This window comes from Streptomyces sp. NPDC047085 (genome assembly GCF_040643735.1).
In the GTDB taxonomy this organism is placed as follows: Bacteria; Actinomycetota; Actinomycetes; order Streptomycetales; family Streptomycetaceae; genus Streptomyces.
In genome coordinates this window covers 117,271-137,460 of record NZ_JBEYUW010000010.1, presented here as the reverse complement: position 1 = coordinate 137,460, position 20,190 = coordinate 117,271, and the positions used below count along the sequence as shown (strand labels likewise).

Sequence of the window (20,190 nt, the reverse complement as noted above, 5' to 3'; positions counted from 1 at the left end):
ACGGGGCGAGAGGGGGTGACGGTGACCGTTCACGGAGGACAGGTCCGCGGTGACGTAGCCGGCGTCGCGGATGCCGGACGGCGATCTGCTCGGTGACCACGTGCCGGCAGTGCGCGCAGCCCACGGCCCTCGACGTTGAAGGTGGTCGAGCCGTTGATGGCCCTGGTCGGCAAGGGGTACTCCTTGGGATGCTGGTCGTGCCGGTCAGGCAGAAGACTCGGCTCGGGAGCGGGTGCGTCTCACCGGGGAAATCGCCGGGTTTTCCGCCGGGCTCGGGCCAAGGGCGCCAACGGTGGCGGCGATGGCGACGGCGACAACCCCGGACATCGGCCCGGCACAGGCCCATGTCCGGCGAGTGGGAAGCCAGGCAGCACGTGGGCGGCGTCGCACGTCCCGCCCGGCGCCGAAGACCAGCAGCACGCCTACGGCCGTGACAACCGGTCCGCCCGCACGGCTCCTCCTCCTCGGACCCGGGGTGGTGGTCTGCCGGGCTCGCCACCGGCCTGATCACGCACGCGGTGGCGGGGCCGGGCCTGGTCCCGACCGCGTTCGCTACCGTTGGACTCGTGCTGGCCGGACGGGATCATGAACGCGCGGCGATCGCCACCCTGCTCGACGCCGCCCGCGCCGGCAACGGCGGCGCGCTGGTGGTGCGCGGCGTCGCCGGGGTCGGCAAGTCGACGCTGCTGGACGAGGCGTCGGCATGCGCGCGGGATCTGCGCGTGCTGCGCACCTGCGGTGTGGAGTCCGAATCGCCGCTGGCCTTCGCCGCGCTGCAACGGCTGCTGTGGCCGCTGCGCACCCGGATCGACGCCCTGTCGGCACCGCAGGCTGCGGCGCTGCGCGCGGCGATGGGTGAGGCCGAGGGCGAGGGGGACCGCTTCCTGGCGTTCCTCGGCACGCTGAACCTGCTCGCCGACGCTGCCGAAGAGACCCCGCTGCTGGTCGTCGTCGACGACGCGCACTGGCTCGACGACGCCTCGGCCGCGGCGCTGCTGTTCGCCGCCCGTCGGCTGCAGGACGAGCGCGTGGCGCTGCTGTTCGCCGCCCGCGACGGCGACGCCCGGCGCTTCGAGGCCGGGGACCTGCCCACCCTCGTGCTCGGCGGCGTGACCGGCGCCGACGCCGACGCGCTGCTGTCCGCCCGTGCCGGGTCCGACATCGAGCCGGCGGTGCGCGACCAGTTGGTCGCGGGCACCGGCGGCAACCCGCTCGCGCTGGTCGAGCTGGCCGGGGTGCTCACCGCCGACCAACTGGCCGGCCGGGCGCCGCTGCCCACCCCGTTGCCGCTGACCGGCGGCGTGGAGCGCGCCTTCCTCAGCCGTTACCGCCGCCTCGACGAGGCCGCGCAGCGGTTTGTGCTGGTCGCCGCGGCCGACGACACCGCCCGGCTGACCGTGGTCCGCGACGCCGCCGAGCGCCTCGACGCCGCTGATGCCGCTGATGCCGCCCTGGATGCGGTGGAGCGGTCCGGGTTGCTGCGCGTGGACGGCGATGCTGTCGTCTTTCATCACCCGCTGGTGCGCTCGGCGGTCTACCGGGCGGCCACCAGCGCGCAGCGCCGAGCCGCGCACCGTGTGCTCGCCGACGCGCTGACCGGCGACCCCGAGCGGCGGGCCTGGCACCTGGCCGCGGCCGTCGACCGGCCCGACGCGGAGGTCGTCGCCGCCCTCGACGGGGTCGCCGAGCGCGCCGCGGCCCGCGGTGGCCACGAGGCTGCGGCCGCTTCGTGGGCCCGCGCCGCCGAGCTCACCGCGGGTGGTGAGGCCCGCGGCCGACGGCTGTATCTGGCCGCGTCCTCGGCGTGGCTGGGCGCGCACCCCTCGCGCGCCTCAGCACTCGCCCAGGCCGCCGCGGCAGACGTGACCGATCCACTGCTGCGGGCGCAACTGCTCGCGCTGCAGGGGAAGATCGAGTGGAACACCCGCTCGCTGAACGACGGCTACGACCTCGTCCTGCAGGCCGCCGAGACCGCCGCCCGCGCCGACGCGGCGCTGGCAGCTGAGCTGGCGATGCTCGCCACGTCGCTCGCGGCGTTCGGCGCCCGATCCCCGCGCGCGGTGAACCCGACCGCGCTGGTGGCGGAGCCCGCCCCCGACGCACCGCCCCGGGTGCGGGCCGCCTGGGCCCTGCTGCACGGATTCGAGGCCGTGGCCCGCAGCGACTGGGCGGCCGCCGCAGAGTCCTTCCGGTGCGCGTTCGTCCTCACCGACGCCGACCCGGTCGACGACCACGTGCTGCAGCCCAACCTGGGCATCGCCGCCATGCTGATCGACGACGACGAGCGCGGACTGCGGCTGCACGAAGAGCAGCTGACCGCCGCCCGCCGGGCCGGCGCGCTGAACATGGTCGTGCACGCCCTCACCCGCGGCGTCCACTTCCAGATCGCGACCGGCGCCTGGTCGAAGGCCGGCGGTGCCGCCGCCGAGGCGCAGCCACTGACCGCCGCCACCGCCCACCCGGGGATGACCGCGCTGCCCACCGCGCAACTCGCCCTGCTCGCGGCACTGCGCGGAGACGACGCCGCCGACCGCCACCTGGACACGGTCACCGAGATCCGGGACAAGCACCCGGTCGGCATCACCGACGGCCTCGTCGCCGACCTGGCGTACTGGGCCCGCGGGTTGCGCGCGGCCGCACAGCCGGCGACCGCGCTGCATCACCTCACGCAGATCGAAGGGCCGGCGTGGCGGCGTCTGGCCGCCCTCGATCTGTTCGATGCCGCCGTACGCGGCGACCGTCCCGACCTCGCCCGCACCTGGCTGGCCGAGCTGGAGCAGTTCGCCGCGGGCACCGCTCTGCCGGCCGCGACCGCGGTCGTCGAGCACGGCCGCGCCCTGCTCACCGGCGACGGCGACGCCGAGAGCCACTTCCAGCGGGCGCTCGCCGCGCACGCCAACTCGCCGCGGTTGCCCAATCTGGCCCGCACCCACCTGGCCTTCGGCGAGCACCTGCGCCGCGCCCGCCGCCGGGTCGACGCCCGCGAACACCTGCGCACCGCGCTGGCCCTGTTCGAGGACCTCGGCGCCACCCCGTGGGCCGAGCGGGCCGCGCAGGAGCTGCGCGCCTCCGGGGAGAGTGCCCGCCGCCGCGACGTCACCACCACCACCGAACTCACCCCACAGGAACGCCAGGTCGCCACCCTGGTCCGGCAGGGCCTGCCGAACCGGGACGTGGCCGCGCAACTGTTCGTCAGCCCACGCACGGTCGACTTCCACCTCCGAAACTGCTACTCCAAGCTGGGCATCAGCTCCCGCGCCGAACTCACCGCACTCCCCCTCGACCTGTAACCGGCATCACCTCGCACCCGGAGACCGCCGGCAACCCCGGCATCGATCTCGCGAGGGAGCAGGCAGTCAACGATGACCCGGCTACCCCACCACACACACCATCTCCGACAAACAGGTACCCGCAGTCGAAGAAGCCACAGCCACCAGAAGTGCGCCTGAGTTGCGTCAGGTACGGCGCTCGGTATTCCGTCCGGATCACTGCCTGCACGGGGTCCAGTCACCCGGCGCTGGTCAGGCGGCGACGAAGCTCCTCCTGCGAGACGTCTTCCATGTGAGTCAGAAATACCCAGATGTGACCCGAAGGATCCTTGAGGATGACGGTGCGGTCGCCGTGGAACATGTCCTTCGGAGGCTGGAGGATCTCAGCGCCGGCGGCTTCTGCGCGCTCCGCCAGACTGTCGACGTCCGGCACGAAGACATGCAACGTGACGGACGTACCTCCGCCGAGCGAGGTCGGTGCGGCGAAGGAGGCGGCCTCCGCCTCGCCCACGCTGGCGTCGCCCAGCATCAGGGCCGACCGTCCGATGGTGATCTCGGCGTGCAGAATCCCGCCGCCCGGTGCGTCGATCCTGAAGTCCTCACGGGCGCCGAACGCCCGCTCGTAGAAATCGATCGCCGCGGCGGCGTCGTCGACCATGATGTGCGGGATGACGGCATAGCGGTAGCGGTTGGGGATCTCGATGTGGGCTGTGCGCTCGGTCACGGCGAACCTCCTTGATAGGTCACCGCTGGTCGGTTCCTGCGGCTCTGGAAGGAACCTAGAAGCTCAAGTTTGATTGAGGTCAAGCGTCGTTGTGGCCCTGCATGTGCCTGCCGCGGGTCACCTGCAGCCCCTGCCCTGTCTGCCGGAAGGCACGGCTCGCCGACTCACGTGCTCGTACGCTGACGATGCGGGGCTACTCCTTGCGGAGCAGAATCTTGATTTCCTCGCCAGTCTCAGGCGTGAGCGTGGCGTCGCCAGAGTCTTGGCCACGGCGACCCCAGGTCCAGGCCGTACACGAGATGGACCCGCTCGCCCGCCGCACGCATCCGATCGGCCGGCCAGGTCGGACGGGCCGGCGGGACGAGGCAGATGCTGTTGCGGGCGGCCAGTGCCGCCTCGGGATCGACGTGCGATCCCGGACTCTCCAGGTAATGGGCGATGACGGCGGTCTTGTGCGTGCGGTCCCGTTCCTGCCGACGGGCCTGTCACCGGGCCGTCAGAGCGCGGCCGAGCCGCCCGAGCCGCGGCGTGAACCAGAACGCTGCGGCGTCATGGGCGAGTGCCCGCGCGGTGAGCCCCGCAGGCGGTTGGCATCAGCACGCGTGCCGTCGACGACGCCCGGCCGCGGGAAGGTCACGCCGCCCCGGCGCGGCTGTCTGCGGCAGACCACACCGTGCAAGGCCGCCCGGTCGACTTTCACCGTGATGGGGACGCGGTGGTGGGTGATCGGCATTGACGATCTCCGCACGGGTGACCTGCGTCAGCGGTCAAACGGGGACGCCGGGACACCTGACTGGGTGACACATGGGGCAATTCGTCGGGTTGCGAAGGTGAGGGACTGTCGGTTGCCTCGGGAACGGAACGCAGAAGAAGCGCCGCGCAGACAGGCCGGACACTGATCCGTTGGAGGATTCGCATGCGGTACACACACATGGGTGCAGGTATCGGCCTGGCTCTCGGTTCCCTCGGACTGCAGATCCCGGCTGCTGCCGCCAGTGATGACTCGGATGTCCGTATCGACCCGTGGAATGCCCACCCGGGTTCGACGGTCACGGTCAGCACGAGCGTCTGCGACCCTGACGCGGACTACGGCAAGGGCTGGTCGGAGGTGGGAGGAGAGTTCCACCTCTTCGAAGGCGAAGAGGAGGGCGAACTCACCGGCCAGTTCCAGATCCCGGAAGGAACCAGGCCGGGCAGCGACACCATCACCCTGAAGTGTCCGCCACTGACCAAGGTCACGGAAACGTACCAGGTCACCGGCCGTCCTCCGAACGGCTCGGTCAACGCCGGCTTCGGACCGGCCGAAGACACAGACATGGGGCTCGCCCTGGTCGGTGGGCTGCTCGTCACGGCGGCCGCCGGAGGTGTGGTCTGGATGTACCGCCGCCCGAACGACAACTGAACCTGACCATCCGACTCCGCCGGCCGGCCCCCGAGAAGGGATCGATCCGGTGGCCGCGAGGCCAGCCCTCCGCGAGGCCCGACCCACCCGCTACAACGCACCCGCCGCGAAGCGAGGGCACACCAACCGCGATGGCACCCAGACACCACACCAGCGCTTCCCGAGTTCCGTTCATCCCTGCAGTCCTCCTCCTGGCCTGCGCGATGACGACAGGTGTGGTTCTGCTGATCAGCGCGGTGCACGACGAGAAGCCACCGCAGCCATCGGCGGCCCAGGCCCTCCCAGCCTCTGCCACTGCCTCTCGCTCTGCCACTGCCTCCGCAGACCCCACCCGCCCCACGGTCCATCCGCTGCCCCCCGCGGATCCGGTCCGGCTCCGGATCGCCGCCATCGGCGTGAACGCCCCGATGACACGAGTGGGCCTCGATGCGGCAGGGGCGCTACGGACGCCACCACGCAGCAAACCCGGCTTCGCCGGCTGGTACGGCGACGGCACGGCTCCCGGCTCGGCAGGAACCGCCATCGCCACCGGGCATGTGGACACACCCGAAGGCGGCCCGGGTGTCTTCTACGACCTCGGCGACCTGACCGTGGGCGCCACCATCGAGATCAGCCGGGCGGACCGGCGGACAGCGGTGTTCACCGTCCGCGCCGTCGAGCTCTACGACAGGAAGACGTTCCCCAGCAAGAAGGTCTACGGCAGTTCCGGCCGGCCCGAACTGCGGCTGATCACGTGCGGCGGCGCCTACACCAAGCGCACCGGCTACCAGAGCAACGTCGTGGTCTTCGCAACCCTGACCGCGGTGAAGTAACCCGGCGAACGAGCGCCGCGCGATTCCGTCGTGGACGACCACGCTTCGCAGGCCTGTTGAGACCGACGTACGGAACACGAGGGGCGTGAGCGCATCGTCGCAACCGGTGTCATCGCCGCTCGATGACCTGGTTGAACAGCGCGAGCGCGCCGCCGCCGGCGCCTCCCGCGGTCACGACGGCCTCGGGCCACGGATGGTGGGCCGCAAGCCAGAGAGCTCCGGCCGCAACCGCGGTGAGAACGGACAGCAGGAACACGAGCGCGGCCCTCATGCCCATCAGTGCCCCGCTCGGTGCCGGAGGCTCGGAAGGCTGGTTCTGGGGTGACGGCTCGCTCACGACGGACTCCCTTGGAAACGCCACGGATTGTGCGGGGTTCTCACCCCACACGGTGCTGCGGACGGCCGTTCGGTTGCACTGCTTCATGCGGGAGTCGTCCGAAGTCGGACCGGGACCGAACAGTCCGCCGGTACAGTTCCGAACGGAACCGAACGGTTGACCGCGAGGGCGGGGGGCGGCGGTGGAGAACGATTGGTTACCAAATCCGGAGTCCATCCAGACCCGCGCCGACCTGGCACAGAATCTCCAGGCGCTGCGTGAGGGGGCGGGCCGAAGTTACGGATGGGTGGCGAAGACGGCCGGGATCGCCAAGCCGACGGCCAACTCCATGTGCCGGGGACTGTCGTTCCCCCGGGAGAGCACGCTCGTTCCGTTCGTGCGGGCCCTGGGGGCGGATCCGGCGCCGTGGACGAAGGCCCTCCGCCGCGTCAGGCGCAACGAGGCCGGTGAGGTGACGCCCCGCCCTTCCGCACGCCCGGCCGCGGACGTCGTCGTCGAGCTGCGTCCCTGGGTGACGTACTACGGCCGGGACGCCTACCCGCAGGAACTGCTCCGGAATGTCCCCACCGAACCCGAGAACGGCTGGCCGGACACCGGTGACCTGGCCGAATTCCCCGCGCTCCTGGGACGCCTGACGAGCTGCCACGTACGCGTGCAGGCCATGACCGTTCATCGCGCCATCGCCGTACCCGTCGACTCGCCCGAGCGGTTCTGGGCGCTGGTGGCGGCCGACATCGTGTTGCGTGAGCCCGGCAGCCGCTGGTTCGAAGGCTCTCGTAAGTGGCTGGTCAGGCAGACCGAGGAGATCATCGGGGGCCAGGACGACGGGCAACTGGACCGGCTGGCGCTGATCTGGCGGACGTTGTTCGAGGTGCTGCTGCACGGCGAGGACCCGGCACGCTGCGCCTGGCCGCCACGGCAGATCGTCAAGGACGTCGCCGACGCACTGAACGCGAAACCGCTCCGCCTGCGCAGGCTGATGGACTGGCTGTTCGGGGTCTTCCCCGCCGACGACATCGTGGGCGACGGCCTGCGGGAGGCGTGGGAACAGTACACGGCCACACGGTTCCCGGGCCTGTCGAGCGCCGACTCCGGCTCCTTCGCCCCGGACCTCGTCCCCGTCGCTGCGGGGAATCTGTGCCCGTATCCCTTCAAAGCGATGCGCATGCCGCTCACCGAACATCATCTGGCGCTCCTCCTGGGCAAGGCCGCACCGGTCGGTACCGACCTGCCGCTTCCGTACCTGCTCGGCTCGCAGTCCGAGGAGAGGGGGGAGGCCGTGGGGACGTTCCTCCGCGATCTGATCGGCCGCTGTCTGGTGCTCACCCGGTCCACGTCCGACGAGGACTGGGTCTGGGCGGTGCCCACGGCGCCCGAATGGCTGGAGCTGTCCGGCTGTGCGACCGACGGCCGGCCCTATCCCTGGGGGACGGAGCTGCCGACACCCCGCCACGCCAACCTCCGTTATCCAGGCAGGCCCCAGAAAGTGAAGCCGGTGGGGCTCTTGAAAGCCGGCATCACGGACACCGACATCTGGGACTGCTGCGGCAACGTCCATGAAGTCGTCGTGTGGCGCCCGCGCTTCCTCGATCAAAAGGCACCCGCCCTGCCCGACTTCCGCCTGGCGGGGGCGAGTTTCCGCAATCGGCCCGAGAACGCCTCGTGCTGGACGTTCCGCCGCTTCATCCCGGAACCCTTGCTGCCGTCCCGGCAGAACGTCGGCCTCCGGCTCATCAAGTACCGCAGCGCCGACGCCACCCTGCGCACGCAGGCACTCAAGGACTTCCACGGCGCGCGGCAGCCGTAGGGCGAATCGGCTCCTGAGGTTGCCTCGGACGAGCGTGATCAAGGTCTCGGTCTTCGCAATCGTGCTATTTCGGGTGGATCGCCTCTATCGGCGGCAAGTGCCCGGCCCGCACGCATTAGTTTTACGACTTCTTGATCGATCTCTGACCTAAGGTCGAAAGCCAAGCATGCACATATCTCCGACCGTTCCGGGGGAACGGCTATCTCCGCGTGCCCGCGCACGCCTTCCACGCACCACAGCGCTACTCGCGCTCTCCTTGGCCCTGTTCGGAGGCGCCGTCATGGCGGTGCCCCCGGCGGCGGTCGCGGCGCCGGCCGCGGAACGCGAGCCGGCCAGGAATGTGTCCGCGTCGGACGTCGCAACGGCCCGCGCCGCGGCCAAGCGTTCCGGCGAGCGGGTCGAGGCGCTGTCCGAGCGGACCGAGACCACGACCACCTGGGTCAACCCCGACGGCTCCCTGACGACCGAACTGACCGCGGGACCGGTCCGGTTCGACCGGAACGGCAGCTGGGTGACCGTCGACACGAACCTCACCGAACGCGGTGACGGTTCCGTGGTGGCCAAGGCCCACCCGGCTTCGCTCACGCTCGCCGGCAAGGGCGGCACGCCTGCGGCGTCCCTGAGCGCCACGCGCAAGGCCGCCGCCCGCAACCTCGTCACGCTCGGCGAGGGCGATCAGCAGGTCGTCCTCCAGTGGAAGGGCGGACTGCCGCAGCCCACGCTGGACGGCAACCGGGCCACGTACCGGGAAGCCGTCCCCGGCGCCGACGTCGTCGTGGAAGCGACCCGCACGGGCTTCGAGCAGTACGTCGAGATCAAGCGGCGCCCGTCCACGACCGGCTACGGCTACACCCTGCCGCTGCGCGCCAAGGGGCTGCGGGCCACCCAGCAGGCCGACGGCAGTGTGCTGTTCACGGACCGCAGGACCGGACGGCAGCGGGCCGTCATGCCCGCCCCGGTGATGTGGGACGCGACCGTCGACGAGCGGTCCGGTGAGCACACGCGCCGGGTGCCGGCGGCGATGAAGGTCGTGCAGCGGGGCTCCTCGGTCGACCTGGTGGTCACGCCCGACGCCGCGTTCCTGGCCGACCCCGAGACCCGTTACCCGGTCACCGTCGACCCGTCGACCTCCGTGCTCGGCACCGTCTTCGACACGTACGTCCAACAGGGCGAGACCCGCGACTGGTCCACGGACACCGAACTGGACTTCGGCAACCCCGGCACCAAGAACGCCGACGGCACACCGCGCACCGCGCGGTCGTACATCACCTGGGGGACGGCGCCCATCGCCGACGCCCTGGTGAGCGGCGCCAAGCTGAGCCTGTGGAACTTCCACTCGGGCAACACCGACTGCAAGGCCCAGCCGTGGGTGGTCTGGTCGGCCGACACGGCCTCGACCTCCAGCCGGTGGACCTCCCCGCCCGCGCTGCACACCAAGCAGGCGACGTCCACCGAGACCAAGGGCAACCCGAGTTGCGGCGCCGACGGCTGGATCAACGCCGACGTGACCTCGCTCGTCCAGACCTGGGCCTCGTCGAAGGCGCCGCAGTCCAGCATGGGTCTGACGGCCGCCGACGAGACGGCGGTCGCCCAGTGGAAGCGGGTCAACTCGGCCAACGCCACCGGCAACCCGCCCAAGCTGACGGTCACGTACAACTTCCGTCCCCGGTCCGGCAACAACCGTCAGGCCGGCCCGCCGTTCACCCAGGACGCCTCCGGCACCTGGCAGGTGAACACCACCACGCCGACCCTGCGGGACACGTTCTCGGACAAGGACGGCGACCGCGTCACCGGCACGTTCGAGATCGTCGACGCGGCGACCGGAAAGCGCGTGGGCGACTACCTCGTCTCACCGCGGGTCGAGTCCGGACGGGCCGCGGCCGTGACCGTGCCGGACGGGCTGCTGAAGGACGGTGCGACCTACCGCTTCCGCACCAGCCCGTACGACGGCACGCACTACAACCTCGCCTGGTCGGACTGGGCCACGTTCACGGTGGCCTCCGGCCGGCGTCCCGGTGGGCTGCCGGACATGCCGCAGGCGCTGGAGTCCGGTGCGACGCAGTCGCTCACCCCGCTGCTGTCGGGTCTGGTGTCCAGCCCTGAACAGGGCCGTGTGCGCGCCGAGTTCGTGGTGCGGGACACCGAGGGCAAGCAGCTCCCCGGGGTGACCGTCCCCGAGGCGTGGGTGGACAGCGGGCAACGCGCGGTCGCGCGGGTTCCCGAGGGCGCCCTGCGGGCGGGCACGACCTACCTGTGGGCCATGCGTGCCTGTACCGACCTGGGCTGCTCGGCCTGGTCGTACGAGCAGGAGTTCACCGCCACCCCCGCGCCGGACCCCGACGCGCCGAAGACCACCTCCGTCGCGCTCAGCGGCGCGGCTCTGGAGGACACGACGGTCGCGGTCGGCAGCGGCGCCTGCGCCTCGGGCGGCTGCCCCGCCGTCGACGACACCCGGCTGTCGCTGGGCGGCGGTGCCGCCGGCGAGCGGGCCGCGTGGCTCAAGCCGGACCTGAGCAAGGTGCCCGCGGGCGCGCGGATCACCCGGGCCCGGTTGCTGCTGACGCCGGCCGAGTGCGGTTCCGCGGCCTGCGCCCAGCGGCCGGTCGAGATGTACCAGCTGTTCGAGCCGTGGGCCGCCCCGCGCACCGGCACCGGCCTGCTGGGGGTGGTCGACGACGCCCCGTTCACCGATGCCGCACTCCCCGACGCCCAGGATCTGACTCCCGTCGTGCAGTCCTGGCTCGACGAGGGCACGGGCGAGGGACTGGCCCTGCGGCTGCCGGCCGCGGACGTCGCCTCCTCCGTCTCGTACCACTCCGGCCGGAGCCCTGAGACGGCGAAGCGGCCACGGCTCGTCATCGACTACGTGGCACCGGCCGCGCCCGCCGCCCCGCAGGACCTGCGGACCACCGGCGGCGACGGCGGGCTGCTGGCGACGTGGAACGCGCCGCAGGACCTCGGCTCGTCGGCCGACGGGGCGGAGTACACGGTCGTCGTCCGCAAGGAGGACGGCAGCGAGGCCGCGAGGGCGACCACCCGTGAGCCCCACATCGTGGTCAACGGCCTGGAGAACGCCACCGCCTACCGGGTGACCGTGTCGGCTCGGACGCCGTACGGCACCGGTCCCGACGCCACGTCGGAGCCGGTGACCACCGTCGCCGTGCCCGGTGGCGCGGCCACCTACCGTGAGATCGTGCAGCAGTACGTCGACGCCCGCGGCGCCCTGCTCACCGGCGCCCGGCCGACGGCCGCGGCCGCGCTCGCGGCGAGCTCCCGGGGCGCCTCGTTCCAGGACCTGCTCGGCGCACAGGCCGCGGACCTCGCCTCCTCCCGCGAGGTGCTGGCCAAGCACGGGCAGCGCTACACGGAGATGGCGACCAAGCTCTCCGACGTGCTGGTGGGCGTCGACGAGAGCGGCACCGTTTTCCTGCGCGCGGTCGTCGAGGACACGGCCGTCCTGACGTCCGAGGACTCCGGCGGCGAGCCGGAGGAGGGACGACGGGAGCAGCGGTTCACCTTCAGCACGAACAGCGGAGCCCCCATCCTGCACATCGAGGCCGACGCCCCCGCGGCGGAGGCCGTGCTGCCGGCGTCGGCCGCGGCGGACAGCGCCGTGGAGCCCACCGACGAGACGGGGCCGGTCACCGAGGTGCCCGACGAGCCGATCGCCCTCGACGCGGACGGCCTACCGGTCGAGCAGGCCGCGCCGACAGCCGCGTCCGCCCCGGCGTCCCCGGTGCGCGTCCAGCGCGCCGCGGCTGTGTCCGGTTCCGGTACGGTCCGGTGGGCGGCCCGCAACATCAACACCGGCTGGGAGTACGGCCAGGACTGCACCAACTTCGTGTCGAAGGCCCTCTACTACGGCGGCGGGATGAAGATGCGCAGCGGCGGCCGCAAGCACGACCGCGCGTGGTGGCAGCAGTACTACTTCTTCGGCCAGATCAAGAACAAGAGCTACACCTGGGCCGGCGCGGAGAACTTCCGTCGCCACATGCTCGGTCACCGCGGGGCGCAGCACATCTCGGCCGCCTACGCCAAGCCCGGTGACCTCGTGCTGTTCAAGTGGAAGAAGGAACGGGGGTACAACCACGTGGCCATCGTGGAGCGCAACCGGCACGGTCTGCAGCTGCTGCAGCACGGCAGCTCGAACCGGACCAGCCTCGCGGCCGCCATCATGCGGTACCGCGGCAAGGCGAACTACATCGAGCGGGTCATCGTGCTGCGCCCGAAGGCAAGGAGCTGACCATGGCGCACGAAGGCGAGAAACTGACCATGGCGCACACAGCGAGGCGGTCCGGCATCGCCGTGGCGGCCGCCGTCCTGGGCGGGCTCCTGACGGCGGGCTGCGCGTCCGGCGAGTCCCACGGCTATCAGACGGACTACAGCAACCACCGGCCGCTGCATGTCGTCGGCTACCCCTCCACGGGAAGTCTCGAGACCGTCCAGAAGGCCGTATGGCGGCTCGCGGACGGTGACACCGAGGGACTGGCCGCGCTGGCCGTCGACGACAAGGACGCCGAGGCCACGGCCCGGAACTGGGTGACATCCTTCGGCGCCGCGGCCAAGGGCGAGGTGACGGCGGACTTCTACGACGAGGGGTCCGTGCGGCAGGTCGTCGTCCTGTACTTCGCCAAGACCGGTCAGATCAAGGAGATCGAGGCCCGTATCGGCGAGGACGACGCCTGGGGCCTCACCCTCGCGGAGCCCGACCCCGCCGAGGCCTCGGCCAAGCCCCGGTGGGCCCCGGCCGAGCCCGGCGCGACGGGATCCCGCTCGTCCGGCGGTCAGCCGGGGAGGTGACGCACGCGCCCCGTGGGCGCACGATCAGCGGTGAGGGCCGCACCCGGATGCCTCCGGAGTACGGCCCTCACCGCGGTGTCGCGGTCTCGCCGTGGGCCCGTTGCCGGCTTTCCGGGTCGGCTCGATGGAGGCGACCGGTTCCGCGTCGCAGAGCCGGACAGCGCATGGGTGGTGTTGGCGGCGAAATCTCCGACGACGACGGGGGGCCGGGGGGGGCGGGCGCTCTCGCGGCGCGGGCATCGCGCCGGGAATGGGCCACCGCCGTGTGTCCGTCCTCCTTCGGGTGACGTTGAGCGCCGAGTGTGGCCGCTGCCGCGCTGGTCAGGCAGGGTGGCTGACTGGGACTCGAGCCGACGACCCGGCCGGCATCAGCGACCGCACGGCGTTCCCGGGCGCTCGCAACGGCGCCGGGTGGAACACCCAACATCGGGGAGGCAGGCTGTAGTCATGCGGTCGCTCATCCGCCCATCGGGTTCATCAGCGGCTGGCGATCATGGCCGGGTCCTCTTCAGACTCGCGCAGTGTGTGCCATTCGTGATCATTCTGATCGCGCTGGGGATCGAACTTTCCCCCGCACACGCGGTGATCACCGGTCCCATCCTCGCCGCCATACCGGCATTGGCCTCGCTGACGATGGGCCCCAAAGGCACCCTTTCGGCAGCGGCCGCAGCCTTCGCCGTCACCGTCATCACGGCCACCCTCCACCACACCTGGGGAGGCCAGGTCTACAGCAACCTCATCTCCCTCCTCGTCGTGTCGGCGGCAAGCGTCACCATGAGTAATGCAATGCGCACGCGCAGGCAGAGCGAGCTCAACCAGGTCCGCCGGGTCGCCGAGGCGGCACAACGGGTTCTGCTGCGCCCTGTGCCGCCCCAGCTCGGTCCCGTCCAGATGGCCAGCAAGTACCTCGCGGCAGAGACGGGCGCGCAGATCGGCGGCGATCTGTACGAGGCGGTGCACACCCGGTACGGGGTCCGGATGATCGTGGGAGACGTCCGCGGCAAGGGTCTGCCCGCCGTGCGCCTGGCCGCAGCCGTGCTGGGTGCGTTCCGGGAGGCTGCGCACTACGACGAGGATCTGGCGGAGGTGGTGAGTCACTGCGCGGCAGCGCTGAAACGCGAGCGGGCGGCGCTCCACGCGGTTGATCAGGCCGAGGACGACAATCTGACCGAGGATTTCGTCACCGTGCTCGTGGCTCAGGTATCGGACGCCTTCGTGGTTCAGGTCGTCAATCGCGGCCATCCGCCCCCGCTGGTAGTCCGCGAGGGCAAGGCAAGGGCCCTGCACCCCGCCTGCCCACTGCCACCCCTGGGCCTGGAAGACTTCATCGCCGTTGCACCCGCCCAAGCGGACAGCTACCCCTTCACGCCCGGTGACCGCCTCCTGCTGCACACAGACGGTGTGGTCGAAGCCCGCAGCCCCGACGGCGAATTCTTCCCCCTGTCCAAGACCACAGAATCGGTGTACCCCTGTTCCCCGTCAGAGTTCCTGGAGCAGCTGCACCAGAAACTGCTCCGGCACACCCACGGCTACCTGGCGGACGATGCGGCGATGCTCCTCGTTGAACGGCTCAACGAAGGACGCGAGAGCAGACCGCAGGGCCCCCACGCCCTCTGAGATCGGGGCCCGCTTCGCTGGTTACCGGCATGGGGACAGGCCGCCGCTGCCGCACGTCACCCGCGCGAGGCGGGACCATATGGGCGAACACCACGCGGCGTATGCCGAGTTCCAACCCGCTGTCACCCTTTCCATCCTGCCGTGGTTCGGGCTGCTCCCCCGTCGCTGGAGCAGCCCGGCGTACGTCAGGGGCAGCTGATCCTGGTGTCGCCCGGATCGGTCCGGCACAGGTCGGCGTCGGCTCCACCATCGACCGTGTCGTTGCGGGCGACGCGGTCACGGGAGTCGAGGATGTCGCTGCCGGGGCCGCCCCGGATCGTGTCGGCGCCGGGCCCGCCGTCGACGATGTCCGCGCCGTCTCCGGCGATGATCAGGTCATCGCCGCCGAGGCCGCGGATCACGTCCTTGCCGCCGAGGCCGCAGATGACGTCGTTACCGGCAGTGCCTCGCAGGACGTCACCCCGGGAAGTGCCCGTGCTGGTGCACAGCGGTGCGGTCACGGTGGTGCTCGCGGTGGCGGTGTCGTTGCCCCGGTTGGGGTCGTCGGTGGCGGTGGCGGCGGTGGCGGTGTTGGTCACCGTGCCGGTCGCGGTGACGTTCACCCTCACCACGAGGGTGAAGGTCGCCGTTCCGGGAGCCAGCGTCGGCGCGGTCACCGAGACCGTACCGGTGCCCGAGGCCGGTGGCGTGGTCGTGGTCCAGCCGGCGGGCGCGGCGAACGACACGAACGTCATCCCGGTCGGCACCTGGTCGGTAAGCCGTACGCCGTCGGCGGTGTCCGGGCCGTTGTTCGTCAGCGTGATCGTGTACGTGACGTTCTGGCCCGCGGCGACCGGATCGGGCGCATCGATCTTCTGGACGCCGAGGTCGGCCGACGGTGGCGGTGGTGCGATCGTGAAGCGTCTACTGACGTTGTCGGCGTGACGTCGTCAAGGTGAGGCCGGTTTCGGCGAGGCATCCGTTGATGAGGTTGCTGCGGTACTGGATCTGGCGGAGACCATGTCGGAGCGTGCTGATGAGATGGTTGGGGTCGGTGAAGGCGGTGTTGGCCTGGCTCCTGCGCCGCAGCAAGGACCAGATGCCCTCGACGGGGTTGAGGTCGGGTGCGTAGGCCGGCAGGAAGTAGCAGGTGATCCAGTCGTGGGTGTCGATGAACTCCCGTAATCGGCGGTCCTTGTGGACGTTGAGGTTGTCCCATACGAGCACGATGGGTGCGCCGAGCTGCTGGTGTGCGGAGATGAGCAGGTCGCGGTAGTCGGTCCAGGTGAAGCTGCGTCTGCCACCGCGCTATCGAGATGCTGCTTGGGTCGGTAGATCAGCCGGGAGCGTTCACCGTGCTTGTAGCAGGCCAGAGCGGCGATGGAGAAGCGGCGCTGGGAGCGTCCCCGGACCCGGATGACGGGTGTGTGTCCGCGCCGGGCCCAGGTCCGTGCGGTGGGCGGCGTCATCGAGAAGCCGGCTTCGTCTTCGAAGCACAGCCAGGCGTCGAGCGCCGCCACGGACCTTCCACCTGCGGCCAGGCCTCCTTCACCCAGCCCGCCACGGCCTCCTCGTCGCGCTCGATGGCACGGCGGGCCGGGACCTGGTGGCTGAAGCCGTGCCGGTGCAGCATCGGCGCGATCGTCGACAACGTCATGCTCTTGTGGAACCGGCGCCCTATCAGCGTCTTGATCCGCGCCAGCGTCCATGTCTGGTCCGGCCAGCCGTGCGCGATCGGCCCCTTGGCGAGTTCCTGCTCGAGCACGGTGAACAGGGCCTCGCTCAGCTTGGGCCGTGACACGGGCCCGGCAGACCGCAGCCCCTGGGTGCCGGCGTCGTGCCAGGCTCGGCGCCAACGCTGCACCGAGCGCATACTCACCCGTAAGTCCTTGGCGACCTCGGCGTTGGAGGCACCCGCAGCGAATCGCTCCGCGGCCTCCAGCCGGATCCGCTCGCGAAACGCCTGCCGTTCAGGCGTCAGCCCACCACCCTGCGGATACCTCACACAACAGGCATACCGCGACGATCACACATCGTCAGCTCTCAACGACATCACGCCACGAAGGTCAGTAACCTCGTCTCCGTTGGGGGTGAGGATGGAGCAGGTGGTTTGCGAGTCCGTCAGGTACTCAGCGGTGTGCCAGGACTGCGGTGCGGAGCTGGAATGCTGGGGTGTCCAAGCCCTCGTGGACGGCCGCTTGCGGTGGGACGCCGAGTCGACGTGTTCCGTCTGCGGATTCGCGGTCGCTGTGTGTGGTGGGGATCTGCCGAGCGAACGGCGGGATCAGATGCTCTCCGAGCATGGAACAGCGACGCTTCAGGTACGCACGGCGTCGGCGAGCAGTGTCGTGATCATGCGGGTGCTGCGAGCGGAACTCGGTATTGATCTGGTGAATGCCAAGGGTGTACTGCGCCGGGTGCTGAGCGGCGACTACTTCGGAACTCTTCCTGAGATGGAACTCCTGGCCCGGAAGCTGCGGGCGTCCGGCATCGCTGCCGTAGCTGCTCGGCCATAGATGCCTCACCCGGCAACGCAGGTGCGGATCCGCCTGGCCTTGGTCCCTTTCTTGTGGTGGCGGGGCTGGCTGAAGGGCCTTCCGGGACCCGGCCTCGAGGTTTCGGTGCACCTGCCTGTGAATCGACCTTCGTGCGCGAGACCAACCGCTACGCTCAACTCCAGCCCCGACTCGCGGCTGGAGTCAACGCATAGAGCGCCTGCACCGATCCCGAAGCGCCGCAACCGGGGCTTTTCATCAACTCACGGAGGATTCATGGCCTTTGCTGCGATGGGACGCGCCGCGTCTTTGGGACTGGCAACCGCGGTCCTGTCCCTGTTGCCCGTCGGGCACGCAAACGCTGTCACCTATCCAACGAGCCCGTACGCGGTCCCCTACGGCCAGACCTACACCAAGGGGACCCTGACCTGGTACAACAGGTCAGTCCAGCTCATCGGAGAGCAAAAATCGGTCAGTACGTCGAGCTGCCGCCTGACCTACGTTGCGGCCTACCGATCCGATGGCGGCCCCAACTACACACGGCTGAGCGAACGCACCACCAAGCCCGTCTGCGGCAAGTCGATCGGCATCTCCGTGACCGTCCCCGCAGACGTCGTCGGCGGAGCGGACTTCCTGTACATCTGCCTGGACGACACCGTCAATCACTTGAACTGTCTGACCTTCGACAGGCCGTGATCGAATCCATGGGCTGCGCAGGCCGATTGATCACGGGCGTTGTTGGCAGCCACGGGGCTTGAGCATGGCGAAGCCTCCACGCAGGCTCCATGGGCGCCCGCGCCGTGTCTCGTTCGCGCTCTCGCGGCGCACCACGGTCATCAACTTGCCGACACAGCGCGGGCTCATCCCGGTGAACGGGGCTGTCCAGGGCGGCTCGGACGCCGTGATCACACCAGCCACAGCGGGATCGTCCCAAAGATCGACCACATGGCACGATGGCCACCATGTCAGGTCAGGTCTGGGTGTCACTCATATCGTTGGGCGGCGTTGTCCTCGGCGGCATGCTGTCCTACCTCGTCCAGCACAGGACTCAACTGTCAGCGGAACGCGCCGAACAGCAACGGCAGCAGAACACCCTGTCGGAGGCTCGGCGCGCGGAACGACTGGCGCTGCTGGAGCGGTTCATCGAGGTGGCGGCCGAGGCCGAACGCTCCGCGTTCAGTCGGCCTTCCGAGTTCGACGACACCCACCCCTGGTACCTCAAGACCCAGGACGTCATGAACAGGCTATGGGTCGCCGAGCGGCTCATCCGCATCCAGTTTCCTCTGCCAGTGCATGACGCGGCACGTGCGTACTTCCTCGACCTCAACCGGACGGTATGGGAAGGCTTGCCCGACGGCGAGAGCGTACGGGACTACCTGGAGGACAACCGGCTGGCGTTCCTCGACACGGCCCGAGCGGTCATGGGATAGCCCACCGCCGAGCCCTGAAGATCATTACGGGACAGTCCACTCCAAGTACGGGCTGCAGACAGGGGTGTTCACACGCACCCTGCAGGCTGCCTTCCGGGCACATCGGGCTCTGGAAGTCGGCGGAGTCGTGATCGGCGACGTGCCCTCCTATCGCGCCGACCAGATGCCCTACGGCGGGGGGGGAGGGATGTCCAGGTGGGACGCAGGTCTCCGTATCCGGAGGAGTTCAGGAAGGACGTTGTACCGCGCTGCGGCCGGTAAGCGGACGTACGGGGCGGTGGCCGCGGATCTCGGCATCACCGCCGAGTCGCTTCGGACCTGGGTGCGCAAGGATGAGGCCCATGCCGCGCCCGAGGACCGCGATGGCAGAGGGAACGCGGCGGAGGAGTTGGGCTGGGCTGCGGGCGGAGAACGCCCGGCTGCTCAAGGCCGAGCAAGAGTGGCAGCTGGAACGCGAGATCCTGCGCAGGGCAGCGGCCTATTTCGCCCGAGAGGTGAAGTGAGCCCCCACCGCTGGGACTTCATCTCCGAGAACCGCGCCGGCTTCGGCGTGCAGCGGATCTGCCGGGTGCTCGGAGCGTCCCGCGCCGGCTACTGCCGTCATCTGGCCATCGAGCAGGCCCGCGCCGAGCGGTGGGCCGAGGAGAAGCGGGTCGTGAGCGAGATCCGCGCCAATACGGGGCTCCGCGCGTCCATGGTGAACTGCGCGCGAGGGGACGGAAGATCAGCCGCAAGCGCGTCATCCGACTGGTGCGGATCAACCACATCGTCGGCCGGCATCTACGCAAGAAGAAGCGGACGACGATCGCGGACAGGACCGCGCCGCCCGCGCCGGACCTGGTCATGCGCGACTTCACAGCGGACACGCTGAATACCAGGTGGTGCGGCGACATCACTTACATAGCCGTCGGCTCGACGTGGCGCTATCTCGCCCCAGTGATCGACATCTGCTCCAGGAAGGTGGTGGGCTGGTCGGTCGCCGACCACATGCGCACCTCGCTGGTCACCGACGCGATCGAGATGGCCGTGGCCGCCCGCGGCGGCCGGGTTCGCGGCGTCGTTTTCCACACGGACGGAGGCGCCCAATACAGCGCGGCCGCCTTCGCCGATGTCTGCCGCCGGCATGGCATCCGCCGCGGCATGGGCCGGGTCGGCTCAAGCTATGACAATGCCCTCGCCGAGTCGTTCTTCCAGGGCCTCGAGCGCGAGTTGCTCCACGGAAGGCACTGGACCTCAAAGGCACAGACTCGGCTAGAGCTGTTCCGCTGGCTGTCGTACTACAACCGGCGTCGTCGGCATTCCGCGCTCGGCTACCTCACACCAGCCGAGTTCGAACAGCAACTGACCACATCACATACGCTGTCACTCGTCGCATGAAACCCGGTGTCCACTCCCGGATCAACCTCAGGTTCCGGATGCCATCGTTTGCGTACACACTGGCGGGGCTGCGCCCGCCCGTTAGGTTCGGTGTGACTACCGGTGTGATCGCGACGCGGACAGGGCGACTGTCGTCTTCGC

Annotated in this window: 17 protein-coding genes and 4 pseudogenes; 14 read left to right on the top strand and 7 right to left on the bottom strand. The window is 70.2% G+C overall.

Going from position 1 to position 20,190, the window contains the following annotated elements; translation table 11 throughout:
- Positions 1–566 precede the first annotated feature (566 nt).
- Positions 567–3,290 carry an AAA family ATPase gene (locus ABZ865_RS29420; RefSeq protein WP_361236761.1) on the top strand — a complete coding sequence of 908 codons (2,724 nt, stop codon included), beginning with the start codon at positions 567–569 and terminating at the stop codon, positions 3,288–3,290.
- 217 nt (positions 3,291–3,507) lie between these two features.
- Here ABZ865_RS29420 and ABZ865_RS29415 read toward each other — a convergent pair whose 3' ends face one another.
- Both ABZ865_RS29415 and ABZ865_RS29410 read right to left on the bottom strand, forming a co-directional pair.
- Positions 3,508–3,993 (bottom strand): VOC family protein, encoded by a 486-nt coding sequence (locus ABZ865_RS29415; RefSeq protein ID WP_361236758.1) that lies wholly within the window; start codon positions 3,991–3,993, stop codon positions 3,508–3,510.
- 496 nt (positions 3,994–4,489) lie between these two features.
- Positions 4,490–4,726 (bottom strand): hypothetical protein, encoded by a 237-nt coding sequence (locus ABZ865_RS29410; RefSeq protein ID WP_361236756.1) that lies wholly within the window; start codon positions 4,724–4,726, stop codon positions 4,490–4,492.
- Between the two features lie 198 nt (positions 4,727–4,924).
- Here ABZ865_RS29410 and ABZ865_RS29405 point away from each other — a divergent pair, with 198 nt between their 5' ends.
- Both ABZ865_RS29405 and ABZ865_RS29400 read left to right on the top strand, forming a co-directional pair.
- Positions 4,925–5,395 (top strand): sortase, encoded by a 471-nt coding sequence (locus tag ABZ865_RS29405; protein WP_361236753.1) that lies wholly within the window; start codon positions 4,925–4,927, stop codon positions 5,393–5,395.
- A 131-nt stretch (positions 5,396–5,526) separates the two neighbouring features.
- Positions 5,527–6,207, top strand: a complete 681-nt coding sequence (locus tag ABZ865_RS29400; protein ID WP_361236750.1) for a class F sortase — start codon at positions 5,527–5,529, stop codon at positions 6,205–6,207.
- Positions 6,208–6,316: 109 nt separating this feature from the next.
- On the opposite strand, the gene ABZ865_RS29395 is transcribed toward ABZ865_RS29400, so the two are convergent.
- Positions 6,317–6,544 carry a hypothetical protein gene (locus tag ABZ865_RS29395; RefSeq protein ID WP_361236747.1) on the bottom strand — a complete coding sequence of 76 codons (228 nt, stop codon included), beginning with the start codon at positions 6,542–6,544 and terminating at the stop codon, positions 6,317–6,319.
- A gap of 181 nt (positions 6,545–6,725) precedes the next feature.
- Between ABZ865_RS29395 and ABZ865_RS29390 the strand changes: the two genes are divergently transcribed.
- From ABZ865_RS29390 to ABZ865_RS29370, 5 genes and pseudogenes are all read left to right on the top strand, one after another.
- Positions 6,726–8,351, top strand: a complete 1,626-nt coding sequence (locus ABZ865_RS29390) for a helix-turn-helix transcriptional regulator (protein ID WP_361236744.1) — start codon at positions 6,726–6,728, stop codon at positions 8,349–8,351.
- 280 nt (positions 8,352–8,631) lie between these two features.
- A pseudogene (locus tag ABZ865_RS29385) lies at positions 8,632–10,347 on the top strand (DNRLRE domain-containing protein); the annotation flags it as partial.
- 33 nt (positions 10,348–10,380) lie between these two features.
- The gene (locus ABZ865_RS29380; RefSeq protein ID WP_361237295.1) at positions 10,381–12,594 is read left to right on the top strand and encodes an amidase domain-containing protein; all 2,214 of its coding nucleotides are present in this window, start codon (positions 10,381–10,383) and stop codon (positions 12,592–12,594) included.
- Positions 12,595–12,596: 2 nt separating this feature from the next.
- A complete protein-coding gene (locus tag ABZ865_RS29375; RefSeq protein ID WP_361236741.1) occupies positions 12,597–13,151 on the top strand; it encodes a hypothetical protein in 555 nt (184 codons plus the stop codon).
- 534 nt (positions 13,152–13,685) lie between these two features.
- The gene (locus ABZ865_RS29370) at positions 13,686–14,768 is read left to right on the top strand and encodes a PP2C family protein-serine/threonine phosphatase (protein WP_361236738.1); all 1,083 of its coding nucleotides are present in this window, start codon (positions 13,686–13,688) and stop codon (positions 14,766–14,768) included.
- A 185-nt stretch (positions 14,769–14,953) separates the two neighbouring features.
- Here ABZ865_RS29370 and ABZ865_RS29365 read toward each other — a convergent pair whose 3' ends face one another.
- From ABZ865_RS29365 to ABZ865_RS29355, 3 genes and pseudogenes are all read right to left on the bottom strand, one after another.
- Complete coding sequence (locus ABZ865_RS29365) at positions 14,954–15,619, bottom strand: hypothetical protein (protein ID WP_361237292.1); 666 nt, start codon at positions 15,617–15,619, stop codon at positions 14,954–14,956.
- Between the two features lie 52 nt (positions 15,620–15,671).
- Positions 15,672–16,216 (bottom strand): annotated as a pseudogene (locus ABZ865_RS29360) (transposase).
- Positions 16,213–16,752 (bottom strand): winged helix-turn-helix domain-containing protein, encoded by a 540-nt coding sequence (locus ABZ865_RS29355; protein WP_361236735.1) that lies wholly within the window; start codon positions 16,750–16,752, stop codon positions 16,213–16,215. The pseudogene ABZ865_RS29360 and the gene ABZ865_RS29355 overlap by 4 nt, the downstream one beginning before the upstream one ends.
- A 283-nt stretch (positions 16,753–17,035) precedes the next feature.
- Between ABZ865_RS29355 and ABZ865_RS29350 the strand changes: the two genes are divergently transcribed.
- The gene (locus tag ABZ865_RS29350) at positions 17,036–17,263 is read left to right on the top strand and encodes a hypothetical protein (RefSeq protein ID WP_361236732.1); all 228 of its coding nucleotides are present in this window, start codon (positions 17,036–17,038) and stop codon (positions 17,261–17,263) included.
- 255 nt (positions 17,264–17,518) lie between these two features.
- Positions 17,519–17,938, top strand: a complete 420-nt coding sequence (locus ABZ865_RS29345) for a hypothetical protein (RefSeq protein ID WP_361236729.1) — start codon at positions 17,519–17,521, stop codon at positions 17,936–17,938.
- Positions 17,939–18,019: 81 nt separating this feature from the next.
- On the opposite strand, the pseudogene ABZ865_RS29340 reads toward ABZ865_RS29345, so the two are convergent.
- A pseudogene (locus ABZ865_RS29340) lies at positions 18,020–18,160 on the bottom strand (IS5/IS1182 family transposase); the annotation flags it as partial.
- Positions 18,161–18,195: 35 nt separating this feature from the next.
- Here ABZ865_RS29340 and ABZ865_RS29335 point away from each other — a divergent pair.
- From ABZ865_RS29335 to ABZ865_RS29320, 4 genes and pseudogenes are all read left to right on the top strand, one after another.
- Positions 18,196–18,672, top strand: coding sequence for a hypothetical protein (locus ABZ865_RS29335; protein ID WP_361236727.1), 477 nt, complete (start codon positions 18,196–18,198; stop codon positions 18,670–18,672).
- A gap of 40 nt (positions 18,673–18,712) precedes the next feature.
- Positions 18,713–18,850 (top strand): annotated as a pseudogene (locus tag ABZ865_RS29330) (aldehyde dehydrogenase family protein); the annotation flags it as partial.
- 184 nt (positions 18,851–19,034) lie between these two features.
- Positions 19,035–19,175, top strand: a complete 141-nt coding sequence (locus tag ABZ865_RS29325) for a hypothetical protein (RefSeq protein ID WP_361236724.1) — start codon at positions 19,035–19,037, stop codon at positions 19,173–19,175.
- A 130-nt stretch (positions 19,176–19,305) separates the two neighbouring features.
- Positions 19,306–20,049, top strand: coding sequence for an IS3 family transposase (locus tag ABZ865_RS29320; RefSeq protein WP_361236721.1), 744 nt, complete (start codon positions 19,306–19,308; stop codon positions 20,047–20,049).
- Positions 20,050–20,190 lie beyond the last annotated feature (141 nt).